At 72.3% G+C, this 16,256-nt stretch carries 13 protein-coding genes; 1 reads left to right on the top strand and 12 read right to left on the bottom strand.

Going from position 1 to position 16,256, the window contains the following annotated elements:
- Nucleotides 1-105: 105 nt before the first annotated feature.
- From DWB68_RS14585 to DWB68_RS14565, 5 genes are all read right to left on the bottom strand, one after another.
- Nucleotides 106-882 (bottom strand): glucose 1-dehydrogenase, encoded by a 777-nt coding sequence (locus tag DWB68_RS14585; RefSeq protein WP_119425851.1) that lies wholly within the window; start codon nucleotides 880-882, stop codon nucleotides 106-108.
- A 235-nt stretch (nucleotides 883-1,117) separates the two neighbouring features.
- On the bottom strand, nucleotides 1,118-1,885 hold the full coding sequence (locus DWB68_RS14580) for a hypothetical protein (protein WP_147391704.1): 768 nt from the start codon (nucleotides 1,883-1,885) through the stop codon (nucleotides 1,118-1,120).
- Between the two features lie 46 nt (nucleotides 1,886-1,931).
- A complete protein-coding gene (locus DWB68_RS14575) occupies nucleotides 1,932-2,195 on the bottom strand; it encodes a hypothetical protein (RefSeq protein WP_119425849.1) in 264 nt (87 codons plus the stop codon).
- 124 nt (nucleotides 2,196-2,319) lie between these two features.
- A complete protein-coding gene (locus DWB68_RS14570; protein WP_119425848.1) occupies nucleotides 2,320-3,765 on the bottom strand; it encodes an aldehyde dehydrogenase family protein in 1,446 nt (481 codons plus the stop codon).
- 267 nt (nucleotides 3,766-4,032) lie between these two features.
- Complete coding sequence (locus DWB68_RS14565) at nucleotides 4,033-5,205, bottom strand: acyl-CoA dehydrogenase family protein (RefSeq protein WP_119425847.1); 1,173 nt, start codon at nucleotides 5,203-5,205, stop codon at nucleotides 4,033-4,035.
- 115 nt (nucleotides 5,206-5,320) lie between these two features.
- Here DWB68_RS14565 and DWB68_RS14560 point away from each other — a divergent pair, with 115 nt between their 5' ends.
- Nucleotides 5,321-6,958 carry a PucR family transcriptional regulator gene (locus DWB68_RS14560; protein ID WP_158588329.1) on the top strand — a complete coding sequence of 546 codons (1,638 nt, stop codon included), beginning with the start codon at nucleotides 5,321-5,323 and terminating at the stop codon, nucleotides 6,956-6,958.
- 76 nt (nucleotides 6,959-7,034) lie between these two features.
- Here the strand turns inward: DWB68_RS14560 and DWB68_RS16460 are convergent, their stop codons facing one another.
- The 7 genes from DWB68_RS16460 to DWB68_RS14525 all read right to left on the bottom strand — a co-directional run bounded on the left by DWB68_RS16460 (nucleotide 7,035) and on the right by DWB68_RS14525 (nucleotide 16,019).
- Nucleotides 7,035-8,039 carry a variant leucine-rich repeat-containing protein gene (locus DWB68_RS16460; RefSeq protein WP_199700471.1) on the bottom strand — a complete coding sequence of 335 codons (1,005 nt, stop codon included), beginning with the start codon at nucleotides 8,037-8,039 and terminating at the stop codon, nucleotides 7,035-7,037.
- A 237-nt stretch (nucleotides 8,040-8,276) separates the two neighbouring features.
- Nucleotides 8,277-9,167: a polyphosphate kinase 2 gene (gene ppk2, locus DWB68_RS14550; protein ID WP_119425845.1), complete on the bottom strand. Its 891-nt coding sequence runs from the start codon at nucleotides 9,165-9,167 to the stop codon at nucleotides 8,277-8,279.
- A gap of 245 nt (nucleotides 9,168-9,412) precedes the next feature.
- Entirely contained in the window at nucleotides 9,413-10,597 is a 1,185-nt protein-coding gene (locus tag DWB68_RS14545) for a magnesium and cobalt transport protein CorA (protein WP_119425844.1), read from the bottom strand.
- Nucleotides 10,598-11,005: 408 nt separating this feature from the next.
- Nucleotides 11,006-12,427: an MFS transporter gene (locus DWB68_RS14540; protein WP_119425843.1), complete on the bottom strand. Its 1,422-nt coding sequence runs from the start codon at nucleotides 12,425-12,427 to the stop codon at nucleotides 11,006-11,008.
- The gene (locus DWB68_RS14535) at nucleotides 12,424-13,026 is read right to left on the bottom strand and encodes a winged helix-turn-helix domain-containing protein (RefSeq protein WP_119425842.1); all 603 of its coding nucleotides are present in this window, start codon (nucleotides 13,024-13,026) and stop codon (nucleotides 12,424-12,426) included. The genes DWB68_RS14540 and DWB68_RS14535 overlap by 4 nt, the downstream gene beginning before the upstream one ends.
- 131 nt (nucleotides 13,027-13,157) lie before the next feature.
- Entirely contained in the window at nucleotides 13,158-14,336 is a 1,179-nt protein-coding gene (locus tag DWB68_RS14530) for a CaiB/BaiF CoA transferase family protein (RefSeq protein ID WP_119425841.1), read from the bottom strand.
- A 183-nt stretch (nucleotides 14,337-14,519) separates the two neighbouring features.
- The gene (locus tag DWB68_RS14525) at nucleotides 14,520-16,019 is read right to left on the bottom strand and encodes an APC family permease (protein ID WP_233548858.1); all 1,500 of its coding nucleotides are present in this window, start codon (nucleotides 16,017-16,019) and stop codon (nucleotides 14,520-14,522) included.
- Nucleotides 16,020-16,256 lie beyond the last annotated feature (237 nt).

The following is a 16,256-nucleotide window of genomic DNA, read 5'->3' as shown; positions in this document are numbered from 1 at the left end:
ACCTTGGGGGGACCCAGGGGGCGCGGCGCCGCCGAGCACGGTACGACGGCGGGTGGTGACCACCCGCCGTCGTGCCGTGTTTTGCTATTGACAGTTTACTGTCAATCAGCCCTGCTGGGACATTAGCGTGTCCATGAACTGCGCGGACTGACCGGCCAGCGAGCCGCCGTCCACGACATGCTCCTCGCCCGTGATGTAGGTGGACTCATCGGAGGCCAGGAAGGCGACGAGCGGGGCGATGTCGGCGGGCGTGCCGATGCGGTTCATGGCGGCCAGCGGGAACGGGGCGTCCAGATCGCGCAGGTTGGCCATGGTCATGGGCGTGGCGATGGTGCCCGGGTGCACCGAGTTCACGCGGATGCCGTAGCGGCCCAGCTCCAGGGCGGCGGACTTGGTCAGGCCGCGCACGGCGTACTTGGAGGCCGAGTAGGCGGTGGCGTAGGGCTGGCCCTGCATGCCGGCCAGGGACGAGATGTTCACGATGGAACCACCCTTGGTCTTCAGCGTGGGCAGCACGGCCTTGATGCCCAGGAAGGCGCCGCGGACGTTGACGGCCATGATGCGGTCGAAACCGGCGGCGTCGATCTCCTCGATGGGGGCCATCTTCAGGATGCCGGCGTTGTTGACCAGGATGTCGATGGTGCCGAAGGCCTCGATGGCCTTCTCCACCACGGCGGCCCAGTCCTCCTCGGAGGAGACATCGTGGTGGGCGAAGAGGGCGTTCTCGCCGAGCTCCGCGGCGGTCTTCTCGCCCAGCTCGTCGTTGAAGTCGGTGATGAGGACCTTGGCACCGCGCTCCACAAAGAGCTTGGCCTCCGCCGCGCCCTGACCGCCGGCCGCACCGGTGATGATCGCGACCTTGCCCGCAAGCTGCTCAGACATGTTCTTCCTCTACTGCTGGTGCCGGTGGGGATTCTCCGGCGTGGCCCGCCGCCTGCGGCAAATTACTGTCGCGGCGACATGATGCCTTCAGAGTAGACCCCTCCGGGGCGCGCGCCAACGTCCCGTTCGCCACACGGGAACGGGGTGGTCAGGGGGCGCGAGGGACGCTACGCGTGCGTCCTCGATGGCGGCCGCCCCGGCGATGCATGCACTTTGTGCGTGCGGTCAATGCGCCTCAGCAGGCCCAGTCGAGGACGTCGGTCTCCAGGTCCACCTGCAGCGTGCCGTTGCCGCCAAAGTTGAGGTGGTTGAACTCGTCGATCTCCAGATACCAGGGCGAGAGCCCCCTCGGCAGGCCCTGCACGTTGAACACCGTGCCGCCGAGGTGGCACCACTGGCTGAGGTTCTCAGCCCACGGCTTCCCGCCACCCTCGCCGTACCGTCTCTCATACTGTTCCCCGTCCCCCGGGTACTCCACGGGGGTGATCCCGGCATTCGGATCCTCGCGCGGGATCAGCCAGATGCGCGTGGTGGGCGAGACGCTGTCCCACGCGTTCTCACCGTCGCCGTACTCGATCTGCCCGCGGGCCTCCTCCGGGCGCAGGTCGGGGCGCGGCGGGGTGGGACCGGCCGCGATCTGCTCGGCCGTGAGCCACATGAGCGCCCAGGGGCCCTCGAGCGCGTCCACTCGGTACGAGGTCGCAGCGTTCTCCACGACGGCGGCCAGGTCAGTGTTGAAGGCCTCCCACTCGGGGCCATCGTGGGTCTCCTCGCCGCCCTCGCCGCCAGCGGCGAAGAAGGCAATGCCCACGTACTCCGGTCCCTTGCGGCGATACTCCTCCGGCAGGAACAGCGTGAGCAGGTGCATGAGCGGCAGGCCGAGCCCCTTGTGGCGGCGCCAGTTCTCCCACGGGATGTTTGGGCCGTCGGTGCCGGCCCAGCCGGAGGGGGCGTAGTCGGGAACGGGAGCCAGGACCTCGGCCTGGGGTCCGGGATGAGCCACGAGCCCGCCCTCCACCTCGAAACCGAGGTTCCATGCGGAGGCCCTGTCAGAGCACCTCGGAGAGCGTGTAGCGATCCAGCACGACGCCGCGCGTGAGGCTCGAGCGCGACACCACCGTCACGGCACCCGTCCCGTCCAATGTGCGGATACCGCCCTTGCGATCAATGACCAGCTCGTGAGCGCGGCCCGACTTGATGTCCTCAAACTGCGCCCGCGCCTCGGCCTCCGCGAGCGGGCCGGCGTAGGCGTACTTTCCGCCCTGGCTCGCGCCCTTCAAGTCCGTCTCGGCCACGATCAGAAACTGGGCCACGAGCCCTCCTCGATTTCGGGCGGCTCCCCCTCGGCGCCGCGTGGCCCCACACTGTCACGAAACCCGAGCGGGCGTCGAGAAGCCGGCCCCGCCGCGTCGTCGGGCAGGGCCGGCCCCGGCCGGATCAGCCGCGCAGGTACACCGTGGTGGTGTGCGTGAAGAACTCGCGCGCCGCGAGGCCCTGCTCCTTGGGGCCGTAGCCGGAGCGCTTGGCACCGCCGAAGGGCACGTGCGGGTCGGCGCCGGCCGACTCGGAGTTCACGTGCAGCATGCCCACGTCGATGCCGTCCACGGCGGAGAGGGCCGTGGCGATGTCGCGCGTGAAGACGGCGCAGGAGAGGCCGAGATCTCCGTGGTTGGCGACCTCGAAGGCCTCGCGCACGCCGGAGACGCGGCGGATGGAGAGCACGGGCCCGAAGAACTCCTCGTTCCAGGCCAGGTTCTCTTCGCCCGCGGCGCCGGCGGGCATCTCCAGGAGGGTCGGCGCGAGGAACGCGCCCTCGGGGGCCTCGCCGCCGAGCACCACGCGCGCGCCGCCCTCGACGGCCTGCATGACGGAGGCGGCGATGTCGGACGCCGCGCGTTCGGAGACCACGGGGCCCATGTCGGAGGCCGGGGAGGACGGGTCCCCCACGCGCCAGTTCTTCAGGAGCGCGCGCAGGCGATCGAGGAAGTCCTCAGCGATCGCCTCGTCCAGCACCAGGCGCGAGGTGGCGGTGCACTTCTGCCCCGTGGAGCGGAAGGCGCCGAAGAGCACCTGCTCGGCGGCCAGGTCCAGGTCGGCGTCGGCGAGCACCACGGAGGCGTTCTTGCCGCCCATCTCGGCCTGCATCGGCACGCCGCGCGCGGCGACGCGGCCGGCCAGGGAGCGGCCCACACCCGTGGAGCCAGTAAAGGTCAGCCCGTCCAGCTCGGCGTGGTCCACGATCGCGTCGCCCAGGGCCGAACCGCCCAGGACGAGGTTGAGCACGCCGGCGGGCAGGCCGGCGTCGTGCAGGGCGGAGGCCAGGCGGTAGGCCAGCAACGGCACGGCCGAGGCCGGCTTCCACACGACGGTGTTGCCGTAGACGAGCGCGGGCGCGATCTTCCATGCCGGGATGGCGATGGGGAAGTTGAAGGGCGTCACGACGCCCACCACGCCGAGCGGCTTGTGGGTCACGAGGATCTGCTCGCCCGCGCGCGGGGAGGCAAACACCGAGCCCTGCTCGCGGTTCCCGGCCTCGGCCTGGTAGCGCAGCACGGCGGCCGCGCGGCGCACCTCGCCGATGCCCTCGGCGAGCGTCTTGCCCTCCTCGGCAGTCAGCTCGGCGCCCCACGCCTCGGCGTTCGCGTCGATGATCGCGGCGGCGCGGGCGAGCACCTCGCCGCGCGCGTGCAGCGGGGTGGCGGCCCAGGCGGGGGCCGCGGCGCGGGCCGCGGCAAAGGCGTCGTCGACGTCCGCGGGCAGCACGGCGCGGCCACGCGCCACGACCTCGCCCGGGCGGGCGGGGTTCGTTGACTCGATGGCCGCGCCGGCGCCCTCGCGCCAGTCCCCGCCGATCAGGCTCTTCAACTCGACAGCATCGCTCATGGTGGTCCTCCTGGTGAGGCGCGGGCTGTTGGTGTCTCAAGGCCCGACGGCGGGTTCAACGGTGGGGTGCCTCGCGGCACCGGTGGGTGGTGGGTCGGCGTTCGCGGCGCCGCTCCCGATGAGTTTGCGTGCCTTGTGCCGTGAAAGCGAGGCGCTTCACGGCACAAGGCACGCAAACTCGCAGGCGGGACGGCGGCGGGGCCGGGCGCCCGGCCAGACGCGCGCGAGCGGCGGCCGGGCGCGCGAGGCCCCGGCCGCCGCAAGGCATCAGCGGTACGCGGCGATGCCGGTGAGCTGCTGGCCCAGGATGAGGGTGTGCACCTCGTCCGTGCCCTCGTAGGTGCGCACCGACTCGAGGTTGGCTGCGTGGCGCATGGCCGGGTGCTCGGCGGAGATGCCGTTGCCGCCCAGGATGGTGCGGGCCTCGCGGCAGATCTCGATGGCCTCGCGGACGTTGTTGAGCTTGCCCACGCTGATCTGGTGCAGCTTGAGCGTGCCGGCGTCCTTCTTGCGGCCCACGTGCAGCGCGAGCAGGAAGCCCTTGTTGATCTCCAGCGCCATGTCCACGAGCTTCTTCTGCGTGAGCTGGAAGGCGGCGATGGGCTTGTCGAACTGGATGCGCTCCTGCGAGTAGGCCAGGGCGTCCTCGAAGGCGTCCCGGGCCGCGCCCATGGCGCCCCACAGGATGCCGTAGCGGGCCTCGTTGAGGCAGGAGAAGGGGCCCTTCAGTCCGCGGACCTCGGGGAGGACGGCCGAACCGGGCAGGCGCACGTCGGTCAGCTCGATGTCGCACTGCACGGAGGCGCGCATGGACATCTTCGGGGCGATCGGCGTGGCCTTGAAGCCGGGGGTGTCGGTGGGGACCACGAAGCCGCGGATGCCCTCGTCGGTCTGGGCCCAGATGACGCCGACCTTGGCCAGGGAGGCCAGGCCGATCCAGCGCTTGGAGCCGTTCAGGACCCAGTCGTCGCCGTCGCGGCGGGCGAAGGTCTTCATGGAGGCCGGGTCGGAGCCGGCGGTGGGCTCGGTCAGGCCGAAGAAGCCGATGGCCTCGCCCGTGGCCATCTGCGGCAGCCACTCCTGCTTGTGCTCCTCGGAACCGTGCTTGTAGATCGCCGACATGGCCAGCGAGCCCTGCACGGAGACGAAGGTGCGCAGGCCGGAGTCGCCGGCCTCGAGCTCGGCGCCGGCGAGGCCGTACTCCACGGCGGAGCGGCCGGCGCAGCCGTAGCCCTTCAGGTGCATGCCGAGCAGGCCCATGCGGCCGAGCTCCGGGATGATCTCCACGGGGAAGCGCGCCTCGTCGTACCAGCCGGCGATGTTCGACTTGATCGTCTCGTTGACGAAGTTCCGCACCGTGGCGCGCGTCTGCAGCTCCTCCGGCGTCAGCAGCTCGTCGAAGTCGATGAGGTCTGCGGGGCTGGGGCCGTTCAGCGTCATGGCGTTGACTCCTGGTTCGGATGATCTGGTTCGTGAGGCGGCGCGCTCGTCGCCTGCTCACACGCTAGGCGTGGGTGTGAGCCTCGTCATTGGACGAATCATCCAATGGCGGGCGATGATCCTTCCTGTGATCACGCTCGAACAGCTCATCAGCGCCTCCGCCGGGGCGCTGCGCCTCGCCCCCGGCCAGGGCGCGGGACACGGCCCCGCCGCCGCGCCCATTACGGGCGTGCACGTCTCCGAGCTCGAGGACCCCACGCCCTACCTCGAGGGCGGCGAGTTGCTCCTGACCACGGGCATGCCGTGGGTCCGTGGCGGCGCGCAGGCGTACGTGGCCGGGCTCGCCTCGCGCGGCGTCGCGGCCCTCGGCGTGGGCCTGGGCCCGTGGGCGCGGGCCGTCCCCGAGGCCGTCACCGAGGCCTGCCGCGAGCACGGCCTGGCCCTCGCCGTGGTGCCGGACGGCGTCCCGTTCCAGAACGTCTCGCGCGCCTACTGGCGCCTGGCCCTGCGCGACGACACCGCCGGACTGCGCCAGGCCATGGGCGTGCAGGCCCAGCTCGTCCGCTCCGCCACTCGCCCCCACGCCGTGACCGAGCTCGTCCGTTCCGTGGCCCAGGCGCTGGGCGGCTGGGCCGCCTACCTTCCCTCCTCGCCGCTCGACGGCGCGGGGTCGCCGCCCAGCGCGGGCGCGGGCGCCAGCGGCGCCGGGTCCGGTACCGGTGCCAGCGGCGCCGAGGCGGGCGCCACGCTCTGGCCGCCCACCGCCGGCCCGTCCCTGCGTGTCCTGCGCCCCGACCTCGCGCGCCTGGGGCGCAGCGGCACCCCCGCGGCGGGGACCTTCGAGGTGAACGGCCAGGCCGTCGTCGCGCATCCCATCGCCGGCGCTGGGCCCGCTCGCGGCTTCCTCGTGGTGGGCGCTGGGCGCAGCCTCAGCGCGCCCGACCGCGACCTCATCGCCACGGCCTGCACACTGCTCTCCCTGCGCGTGCGCCAGCGCGAGACGCTCGCGAGCGCCGCGGCAAGCCTCGGTTCGGCCGTGGTCCTCCTGCTGCTCTCCGGCTTCGGCGAGGCCGCCCGGCTCGCCGCCGACGACGCGGGGCTGGGCCCCCTCCCCGAGCGCGTGCGCTGGCTGTGCCTGCGCACGGGGCCGGAGCTCGACGCCGCGGCGGCCCTCGCGCTGGCGCCGCAGCTGATGTGGGAGGACGGGCGGGTGCCCAGCGCCGCCGGCTTCCCGCACCGGGTCGACGACGAGGGGCTGGCCTGGGTGCCGCTGCCCGTCGCTGCGTTCGCGGAGTCCGGGGCGGCGGCGCCGGTCAGCGGGTCCGCCGAGGACCCGGGCACCGGGGCCCCCGCGGCTCCCCCCGCACCGGAGCTGCCCGCCTGGGCTGGCGGGGCGGTCGGCCCGGCCCAACCGCTCGGTCCCCCGCCGCCGGGTCTGCGCGAGGCGGCCCTCGACGCACGCCATGGTTCCCTCGCCGGCCCCAGCGAGGGCCGCGGGGGCGAGGCGGAGGCCTGGGTCGCCGCCCTGGCCGGCTTCGAGCGCGCGGATCTGCTCGGAACCGCCCGCTCCTATCTGCGCCACCGCGGGCGCTGGGAGGACGTGGCGCGCGAGCTCGGGGTGCACCGCAACACCGTGCGCCACCGCCTGGGCCTCGTGGCCCAGGTGCTCAGCGTGGACATCGACGACCCGGACGTGGGGGCGCGCCTGTGGCTCGCCCTGAGAGCGCACGACGGCGCGGGGTCCGCTTCTTGACGTCCCTCACCGGACGCGACGAGGGGGCGGGTTGCCCCGCCCCCTCGTGGTGCGTTGATGCTCCGCGGCTGCGGGCTCAGGCCCTCTTGCGCTCGTTGATGAACGCGAAGACCGACGCGGCGGCGATCACGAGCGAGCAGATGAGGAAGAGAATCAGGCCGAAGCCGGCCGAGGCGCTGCCGAGACCGCCCATCTTGTTCGCAGCGTCGCCCACCGAAGCAAAGGCCAGGATGCTCAGGAGCACGCCGAGGCCGCCGGCGACCATACCGATGATCGCGAGCAGCTTCCCGAACTGGGCCTTCCGCGTCGCGAAGACATAGGCCCCGAAGCCCGCCAGCCCCAACAACACGATGGCCATGAGGGTGGCGATGAAGCCGTTGAGCATCTGGAAGCCGTTGACGCTCTGCGACGCGCTCTGCCCCAGGAAGGACACCTTGACGCCAGCGAACGGCAGCAGGAGGGAGATGAAGCCGAGCAGCGCGAAGACCGGGAGCGCGAGCGGCAGCCAGGCCTTCAAATCCTTCTGGTTCACAACTTCCTGCGTGCGCGCGGCGAAGTCGCGGCCGAAGGCCTGCGCCGCATCCGCGCCCTGCTGGACCGCGCGGTCGAAGCCGTTCTCGTCCTGGGCCCCCTGGCCGCCCTGCGGGGCCTGGGCGTTCGGGGCGGCCGCGCCAGGCGGCGTCTGCGCCGGCGCACCCCATGCGGCAGCCGGCTGCTCGGGGGCGGGCGGCGGGGCCTGGCCCCACGCGGGCTCGGCGGCCGGGGCGGCGGGTGCCTCGGGGGCGGCCGGAGCGGCAGGAGCCGCGGGTGCCTCGGCGGCGGGCGGCGCACCCCACGCTGGGGCGGCGGGCTCGGCTGCCGGAGCTGCGGGAGCCGCAGTCTCAGCCGCAGCGGCGGGAGCGGCCGGGGTGTCGGGCTGCGCCACGATCCACTGGGCCAGCTCGGGCGAGGTGTTGGGGTGCGCGAGCACCGCGTGGCGCAGATCGGGCCGGTACGTGGCGACCTGCCCCAGGGCCTCGGCGTCGAGCTCGGCGGCGGCGAGATCCGCGGCCGTCAGGGTGTTCGGGTCTGGGAACAGCATGCTTCCTCGTTTCAACGGGTGATGACGAATCCTGCACAAACTCGATGGCGCGCGATCGCCGAAGCATTCCCCCTGCGGCGGACCGTTCGCCTTGGCGGCGAAACTAGCACACCGTCAGCCTCCGGCCACGGATTCCGACCCAACCCGGCGCGCAAGGGCCGGCCAACCCAAGGGGGCCGGGGCACCCGGCCGGCCGCGCGTCGTCGGGCACCGGGTCCACGAACAGCGCGGGAGCGCTCAGTCGCCCACGGCCGTGCGGCCGCGTTGGATGATGAGCGGATCGGGGGAGCCGATGCGCTCGGGGTCCTTGCCCTCGTACTCCACCGAGGAGAGGAAGTGGCGCATGGCGTTGAGGCGGGCGCGCTTCTTGTCGTTGGACTTGATGGTGATCCACGGCGCCCACTCGGTATCGGTGCGGCGGAACATCTCCTCCTTGGCCTCCGTGTAGGCGTCCCAGCGGTCGAGCGATTCGAGGTCCATGGGGCTGAGCTTCCATTGCCGCACGGGGTCGATCTGCCGGATGATGAAGCGCGTGCGCTGTTCGGACTGCGTGACCGAGAACCAGAACTTGGTCAGGTGCACGCCGGACTCCACGAGCATGCGCTCCAGGAGCGGGGCGTCCCGCATGAACTCGCGGTAGTCGCGGTCCGAGCAGAAACCCATGACGCGCTCCACGCCGGCGCGGTTGTACCAAGAGCGATCGAAGAGGACCAGCTCGCCCGCCGCGGGAAGGTGTTTCACGTAGCGCTGGAAGTACCACTGCGTGAGCTCGCGGTCGCTGGGCTTGGAGAGCGCCACGGTGCGGGCGTAGCGCGGGTTCAGGTGCTCGGTGAAGCGCTTGATGGTGCCACCCTTGCCCGCTGCATCGCGCCCCTCGAAGAGGATGACGTGGCGATGGCCCGTGGCCTGCTGCCAGGCCTGGAACTTGAGCAGCTCCACCTGCAGGTCGTACTTGGCGGTTTCGTACTCCTCGCGGCTCATCCGCTCGTCGTACGGGTAGTTTTCGCGCCAGGTGTCAACGGCCAGGCCCGTGGGGTCGATCAGCTCCGGGTCGTCGTCGAAGTCCTCTCCGAGGGAGTAGCCCTCGGTCTGGAGGCGGTCGATGTAGGCGCGCACGTCGTCGAACATGGGGCCAAGTTAGGCCGGGCGGGTGAACCGCCGGTGAACGGCGGCTCACCACGGCCCGACGGCGCGTGGTCGCCTTGGCCGCGCCGGGTCGCCGCCGGGCCGCCGCCCGGCCCCGCACCCCTCCTGCGCCGCCCCTCATCGGCCCCGACCTCCCCCGATCGGAGTGCCAAATGTCGTCAAAACGGCCGTTTTGGCGACATTTGGCACTCCGATCAGGGGGGTGCTGGGGCGGGGTGTGGGCCGGGCTACATCCACTTCTTCTTGCGGAAGACCACCCACAGGCCCACGGCGAGCGCCGCCATCGCGCCGACCGCGAGCGGGTACCCGAAGCTCCAATGCAGCTCGGGCATCTCGTCGAAGTTCATGCCGTAGACCGCGCCGATGAGCGTGGGCGCAAAGAGGATGGCCGCCCAGCCGGAGATCTTCTTCATGTCCTCGTTCTGCCGCTGCGTCACGAGGGTCGAATTGACCTGGAGGATCTGGTTGAGCGAGTCGCGCAGCTCGGCCACGGTGGTGTTCACGCGGGAGAGGTGATCGCTCACGTCCTGCAGGTAGGTGCGCAGATCGTCGCCCGTGCCGTACTTGCCGAAGCCCGAGCGCAGTCCGGCGAGCACCGCCGCGAGCGGCGAGACCGCGTGCTGCAGGTCGATGACCTCCTGGCTCAGGCGGTAGATGCGCTCCGTCACCGCAGCGTCGCCGCCGAACACCTGGCGCTCGATCTGCTCCTTGTCGATGTCCAGCCCGCGCAGCACGGGAAAGTACCCATCCACGAGGGAGTCGAGGAAGGCGTAGACCATGGCCTCCGGGCCCAGCTTGAGCAGCTCGGCGTCGCGGGGGACACGGGCGCCGTCCCACGGCACCTCGGCCTGGCGCTCCTGGCACAGGACCACCACCACGTTCCCGCGGCAGAGCACGTGGAACTCGGAGAAGGCGACCTCCTCCTCCGCATCCAGGTAGGTCGCTGCGCGAGTGACGACGAAGAGCACGTCGTCGTAGCGCTCCAGCTTGGGGCGCTGGCCGGCCTTCAGGAGGTCCTCGACGAGCAGGGGGTGCAGGTCCCACACCGAGGCAAGCTCGGCGATCTGCTCGGCCTGCGGGAGGTCGATGCCGACCACCACGAGGCGCTCGGGGGTGGACGCCTCCCCGTCCGCGACAGCCTCCACGCCGGTCCCCACGGGGGCGCCGGCCAGGGCGTCCTGCAGTTCCTCCGCCGCGGCGGCCCAGCGCAGTGCAGAGTCGAGCGCCGACCGCGTCTTGGACGCCGGGTACTGCTGCGCCTGCTGGGCCTCGCCGTCCTCGAGCAGCGAGACGGTGAGGGCCCCGCGGGCGATCCGGTGGCCGCCAGGATAGGGATTGCGCCGCCCCAGGATGTCGACGAAGCGGTGGGCGTTGGCGGCGGCGGTGGGGGTGCGGCGGGCGGGGTTGGTCATGGCGGGGCCTCCTGAGGGCTGGCGCCCGCGCACGCTCTCACCGCCCACGGGAGGGCGGGGGAAAGCGGCGCCGGGCGGCGCGGAACAAGCTGAAGGCGCCTGGCTCAGGGGTTGCGGGGCAACCGGGAGCGGCGCGGGGTCAATGTTCGATGAGGACTGTCACTCATCTCGTCCCCACCTCCCCTCGCTCGGTCCCGGCCTCGCGGCGGGCACGGCCGCGGGCACTGGGAGGAACACTAGCCCCGCTGTGTGGCCCGGCGCCAGGCGGCGTGGGCCTCCTCACACCTTGCCTGCGCCGCGGGCGCGGCCGCCTGGGCGGTGCCCGACGGCGCGGGGTCGAGTTCCGCGCCCGGTGCCCGACGGCGGGCGGCCGGGTTCGGCGCGGGCCTCACCACGCGCGGGCTCGCCTCAGGCTCCCCCGGCGCTCTGGAGGGCGGGAGCGCGCACAGCGAGGGCCGCCTCGCGTTCGGCGCGGCGGGCCGGGAGGTAGAAGAGCGCGCCGAGCGTGCTGAGCACCCCGAGCCCCACGAGCGCGGGTCCGGTCCCCCAGTCCTGCGCGGCCGGCAGCACCACGAGCAGGGCAACGGAGTAGGTGCCGGAGGCGATCATGGAGTTCAGCGAGAGCACCACGGAGCGGTTCTCGGAGCTCGCGCAGCGGTGCAGGAGCGTGCTGTGCAGCGGCCCCGCCCCGCCGTGGCTCAGATAGGCCAGGCCATAGGCGGCGAGCAGTCCGACCACCCCGGCGTTGAGGGCCATAAGGGCAACAAAAACGCCGTTGACGACGCGCGCGATCATGGCGCCCGTGGCTACACCCCAGCGCGCACCGGCCAGCCCGGCGAGCCACGAACCCACGGCAAAGAGCGCCCACGCGGCACCCGAGGCCGGGGCGAAGAGCGCGGCGGCCGCCGCCTCCGAACCCAGAAGGTCGCTGAGCCGCAGCGGCGCGAGGGTCTCGAAGCCGATCATGGCCAGCGCCCAGAACACCTCCACGAGCACGAGCCCGCGCAGGACCTTCGAGCCGCGCAGCAGGCCGAGCCCGCTCGCGGTGGTGCGCAGCAGCGCCCGCCAGCCGGTGGGCGCGGGGGCGACGCTTCCGCCGGCCCTGCCATCGCCCGCCGCGCCCCCGCCCGCTCCGTCGCCCTCCCGACCCGGCGCGGCCCCGCCGCCCGGGCCGGAACTCAGCCCCGCGCCGTCGGGCACGTCCCCGCTAGCACCGGCCCGGGAGCCGCGCCGCGGCTCCCGCACCAGCGCGGCGGTGAGCGCCGTGTGCAGCGCGATGAGCGCGGCTGACACCACGAACGGCAACACGAGCGCCGAAACGTGGCCCACGGGGTCCCAGGCCACCAGGCTTCCGCCCACCACGGCGCCGCCCGCGATGGCGCAGCCGAGCACGGTCCCGGCGCGGGACAGCGTGCGCTCGATCGCCACGCCCGGCGCGGCGGCCTGCGCCGTGTCGACGTACCAGGACTCGAGCGGGCCGGAGTCGAGCGCGCGGTAGACGCCCTGCAGCGCGGAGGCGAGGGCGAAGAGCCACAACGAGCTGGCCACCACAAAGAGCACGGTCGCGGCGAGCGCGATGGTCCCGGCCACGACGAGCAGCGGACGCCGCCCCCAGGTGTCCGCCACGGAGCCCGTGGGGACCTCGAGCAACAGCGTCACGACGCCCTGCGCCGCAAGGATGAGGCCGAGCTCGCCGAGGGGGATGCCGCGCTCGGCCGGCAGGAGGACCGTCATGCCGAAGGTCAGCCCCACGGGGAGCCAGCGCGTGGCGGTGAGCAGGAGGAAGCGGCGGGCCGTGGCGTCCGCGCCGAGCGGGGCGCCCGCGCTCACGGCGCGTCCTGGCGTCCGGGCGCACCCGGGACGGCGAAGGGATCCAGCGGGGCGAGGTGAACATGGACCTGGCTGCGCACGGCGCGCGGGTCACCCGCGTCGGCCTCGCGGTAGCGCGCCAGGACGGCGTCGAGTTCGGCGTGCAGCTCGCGCGCCTGCTCCGGGGTCACGATGACGAAGCTGTCGCTGAGCCCGAAAACGTCGACCCACTGGTCGCCCCAGGCGTCCTTGGCCTCGTTCCAGCGCTGCATCTGCTCCGCGAACTGATGCGCGTAGTGCTGGCCGAGCCAGTTCAGCGCGGCGCGCGCGTCGGGGGTGTCCCGCAGCTCGGAATCGTTCCAGGAGTGCGAGGAGGTCGCGGCGGCCCACTCGCGCCGGCGCCCCTGCCCCTCTCCCGTGTCCTTCACGAGGCCCACGCCCTCGAGCTCGCGCAGGTGATAACTCGTGGCGCCCGAGTTGGTGCCGAGCGCCGCGGCAAGCTCCGTGGCGGTGGCCGGGCCGTTGACGCGCAGTTGGCTCAGCAGGCGCGAGCGCAGCGGGTGCGCGAGCACCTTGAGGGCGCGGGCATCGAGGTGCAGGGAGTCCTGGGGCGTGCTCATGGGGACGAGCCTGGCAGACTTCCGCGCTATGCACAAGTTTTATGCATAGAAATTGTGCACACGCTCAACGCGAAGGGCGCCCCGCTCCGGCGGGGCGCCCTTGTTGCACAGCACGACGGCGCACGGGCGGCTTAGGCGCCTGCCTCCAGCCAGGCGCGCACCGCATCCGAGTGTGCGCCGAGCGCGGGCGGCGCCGCCGCGGGTGCCTCGAACGCCGGGACCCACGTGGCGGGGTGACGGAACTGGCGCCCCACGGGCGCCCCCGCGTCGTCGTGCACCACGAGCTCCGGCTCCAGGCCCAACTCGCGCGCGTACTCGACGCCCTCCGCGATCGTCGCGACCTTGCCGGCCGGGACCCCCACGGCGGTGAGCCGCTCCTGCCAGCAGGCCGCGGTGTCGGAGGCCAGGCCGCCCTCGAGCAGCACCTCCAGCTCCTCGCGGTGGCGCACGCGCGCCGGGTTCGTGGCGAAGCGCTCGTCCGCCTCCAGCCCGGCCAGACCGAGCTCGGCGCAGAGCCGCTTGAACTGGCCGTCGTTGCCGCACGCCACGGCGAGCGGCGCGTCGGCGCAACGCAGCGATTGGTACGGCGCGATGGACGGGTGCACGTTCCCCTTGCGCGTCGGCAGCACGCCGGCCCCCAGGTACGCCTGCCCCTGGTTCACGAGCGCGCCCTGCAGCGAGGAGAGCAGATTGACCTTCACGTGACTGCCGCGCCCCGTGGACTCGCGGGCGCGCAGGGCCGCGAGGATCGCGATCGTCGCGTCCTTGGCCGTCAGCACGTCCACGAGCGCGACGCCGGACTTCATGGCCTCGCCGCCGGCCTCGCCCGTGACGTCCATGAGGCCGCCCAGAGCCTGGACCACAAAGTCGTAGCCGGCCAGGGAGGCTCCCTCGCGGTCGCCGAAGCCGGAGATCGAGGCGTAGACCAGCCCCGGGTGCGCTGCTGAGAGCTCCTCGTAGCCCAGGCCCAGCTTGTCGAGGCCGCCCACCTTGAAGTTTTCGACGAGCACATCGGCGCGCAGCGCGAGGGCGCGGGCCACCTCGCGGTCCGCCGGATCCGCGAGGTCCAGCTCGAGCGATTCCTTGTTGCGGTTCACCGACTCGAAGTACGTGGCCTGACCGGCCTCGGAGAACGGCGGCCCCCAGCTGCGGGTGTCATCGCCGGCACCCGGGCGCTCCACCTTGATGACGCGCGCGCCGAGGTCGGCGAGGGTCATGGTGGCCAGCGGGCCGGCCAGGATGCGGGAGAAGTCGGCCACGATGAGCCCCTCGAGGGGCCGGTGCTGCGAGGCGGGAGCGGGGAGGGGCACGACACAGGCCTTTCGTCTCTCGTCCCGGGCCGCCGGAGGGCCGGCGCGGGTGTGATCCACACTACTTTCGCCGGGGTGCCGCACGTTGTGCACTTGATCCAACGAGCACCGGGGCACAGCGCGACGCCGCCGACCCACGCAAGGCGGGCCAGCGGCGTCGTGCAGTGAAAGGCGGCGCGCCGCTCAGGCGCGGGCGGCCGCCGGGATCGCGTCGCCGGCCGGGGCGTTGCCCTTGAGGTACGGCTTGGCGATGACCATGTAGACCAGGCCGATCGCCACCACGGCCAGCGCCGAGAGCAGCGTGATCCAGTCGGTCACCCACACGCCCGTGGGCGAGTGCGGCACCACCATGTTGATCATGCCGAGGATGCCCCACGCGAGCGCGAGGATGTTCACGGGCAGGCCCCACGCGCCCATCGCGAACTTGCCCGCCGGCTTCCAGCCCTTGAGCCGGGCCCGCAGCGCCGCCAGCACCACCATGTGGAAGCCCATGTACATGCCGAGGGCCGCGAAGGAAATGATGTAGGTCAGGGCGTCGGCCGAGGCCAGGGAGAGCAGCACCACGAGGATCGGCACCACGCCGGCCACGAGCAGCGCCACCACCGGAACGTGGCGCACCGAGGAGATGCGCGCAAGCGCCGCGGAACCGGGCAGGATGCCGTCGCGGGCCATGGAGTAGGCCAGGCGCGAGGCTGCCGCCTGCAGGCTCAGCACGCACGAGACGAAGGAAATCAGCACCACGATGAGCACGATCTTGTAGCCAACGGGGCCGAAGCCGGCGGAGAGGATCTCCGAGACCGGGTCGGCCACCTCACCGCGCACCACCGCGCCGATGTCCGGCGTGGCCATGAGGAGCGAGAGCGTGATGAAGAAGCCGGCCGCGCCGCCGATGTAGATGGTCATGCGCATGGCCTTGGGCACGCGCACACCCGGGTTCTTGATCTCCTCCGCCACGTCACCGCAGGCCTCGAAGCCGTAGTACATGTAGATGCCGATGAGGGCCGCCGCGGCAAACGCGAAGAAGTACGGCTTGCCCTCGCCCGCGCCGAAGCTGTTGAACAGGATCGAGAGGTCGTGGTGGCGCGAGAAGATCAGCAGCCAGACGCCCACCACGATCGCCCCGCCGAGCTCGGCGAGCAGGCCAATCATGGCGACGACGCTCAGCAGCTTGGTGCCACGCAGATTCAGGAGCGTGGCGAGGATGATGAGCGCGATGGCGCACGTGACCGTGATGCCTGGCGTGGCCTCGAGCCCGAGCAGCGGCGCGATGTACGTGCCGGCGCCGTAGGACACCGACGCGATCGTCACGAGCAGCGCCACGAGGTAGATCCAGCCGTTCATCCACCCCCACTTGCGGCCCCACAGCCGCCGCGACCACGGGTACACGCCGCCGGCCACCGGATAGTTGGAGACCACCTCGCCGAACACGCAGGCCACGAGCCACTGCCCAAAGCCCACGATGACGAGCGCCCAGATCATGGGCGGCCCACCGTAGCCGAGCGACATCGCGAAGAGCGAGTAGATGCCCACGACGGGCGAGAGGTAGGTGAATCCGAGGGAGACGTTCCCCCAGAAGGTCATCTCGCGCTTGAACGCGGGATCGTAGTCGTAACCGAGCGAGGCGAGATGCGCCGCGTCGTCGTCTTCGTGCACCTGCTGTGCACCGTTTTCCTGTGCAGACACCAAGGCTCCTCCGGGGGAAGGGCGCGCGGCACGTGACGCGCGTCACTCGAATGATGCGACGACCATAGCCCCGCGTCACGGGAGTGGGGCGCCTTGGCGGCGCGGCGCGCCGGTCGCTTCCGGTGCACGACGGCGCGTGGCGAGGCGGGCGGGGCGCGGACTAGGGCGTGTCTCCCATATGTCGGGTGAGGCTCGCGGGATGCTGATGAGATGAAGTCGACGGGTTCGCGGTATCGG

The sequence above is a fragment of the Galactobacter valiniphilus genome (assembly GCF_003575975.1).
GTDB classification, from domain to species: Bacteria; Actinomycetota; Actinomycetes; order Actinomycetales; family Micrococcaceae; genus Galactobacter; species Galactobacter valiniphilus.
The sequence above is the reverse complement of the archived record's forward strand: the minus strand, read 5'-3'. Positions and strand labels throughout refer to the sequence as shown.

Excerpts from the sequence above, each read along its gene's own strand:
- DWB68_RS14570 (WP_119425848.1), bottom strand. The coding sequence starts at position 3,765 with ATGAGCGATGCTGTCGAGTTGAAGAGCCTGATCGGCGGGGACTGGCGC.
- DWB68_RS14535 (WP_119425842.1), bottom strand. The coding sequence starts at position 13,026 with ATGAGCACGCCCCAGGACTCCCTGCACCTCGATGCCCGCGCCCTCAAG.
- DWB68_RS14565 (WP_119425847.1), bottom strand. The coding sequence starts at position 5,205 with ATGACGCTGAACGGCCCCAGCCCCGCAGACCTCATCGACTTCGACGAG.
- DWB68_RS16460 (WP_199700471.1), bottom strand. The coding sequence starts at position 8,039 with ATGCTGTTCCCAGACCCGAACACCCTGACGGCCGCGGATCTCGCCGCC.
- DWB68_RS14545 (WP_119425844.1), bottom strand. The coding sequence starts at position 10,597 with ATGACCAACCCCGCCCGCCGCACCCCCACCGCCGCCGCCAACGCCCAC.
- ppk2 (WP_119425845.1), bottom strand. The coding sequence starts at position 9,167 with ATGTTCGACGACGTGCGCGCCTACATCGACCGCCTCCAGACCGAGGGC.
- DWB68_RS14560 (WP_158588329.1), top strand. The coding sequence starts at position 5,321 with ATGATCCTTCCTGTGATCACGCTCGAACAGCTCATCAGCGCCTCCGCC.
- DWB68_RS14585 (WP_119425851.1), bottom strand. The coding sequence starts at position 882 with ATGTCTGAGCAGCTTGCGGGCAAGGTCGCGATCATCACCGGTGCGGCC.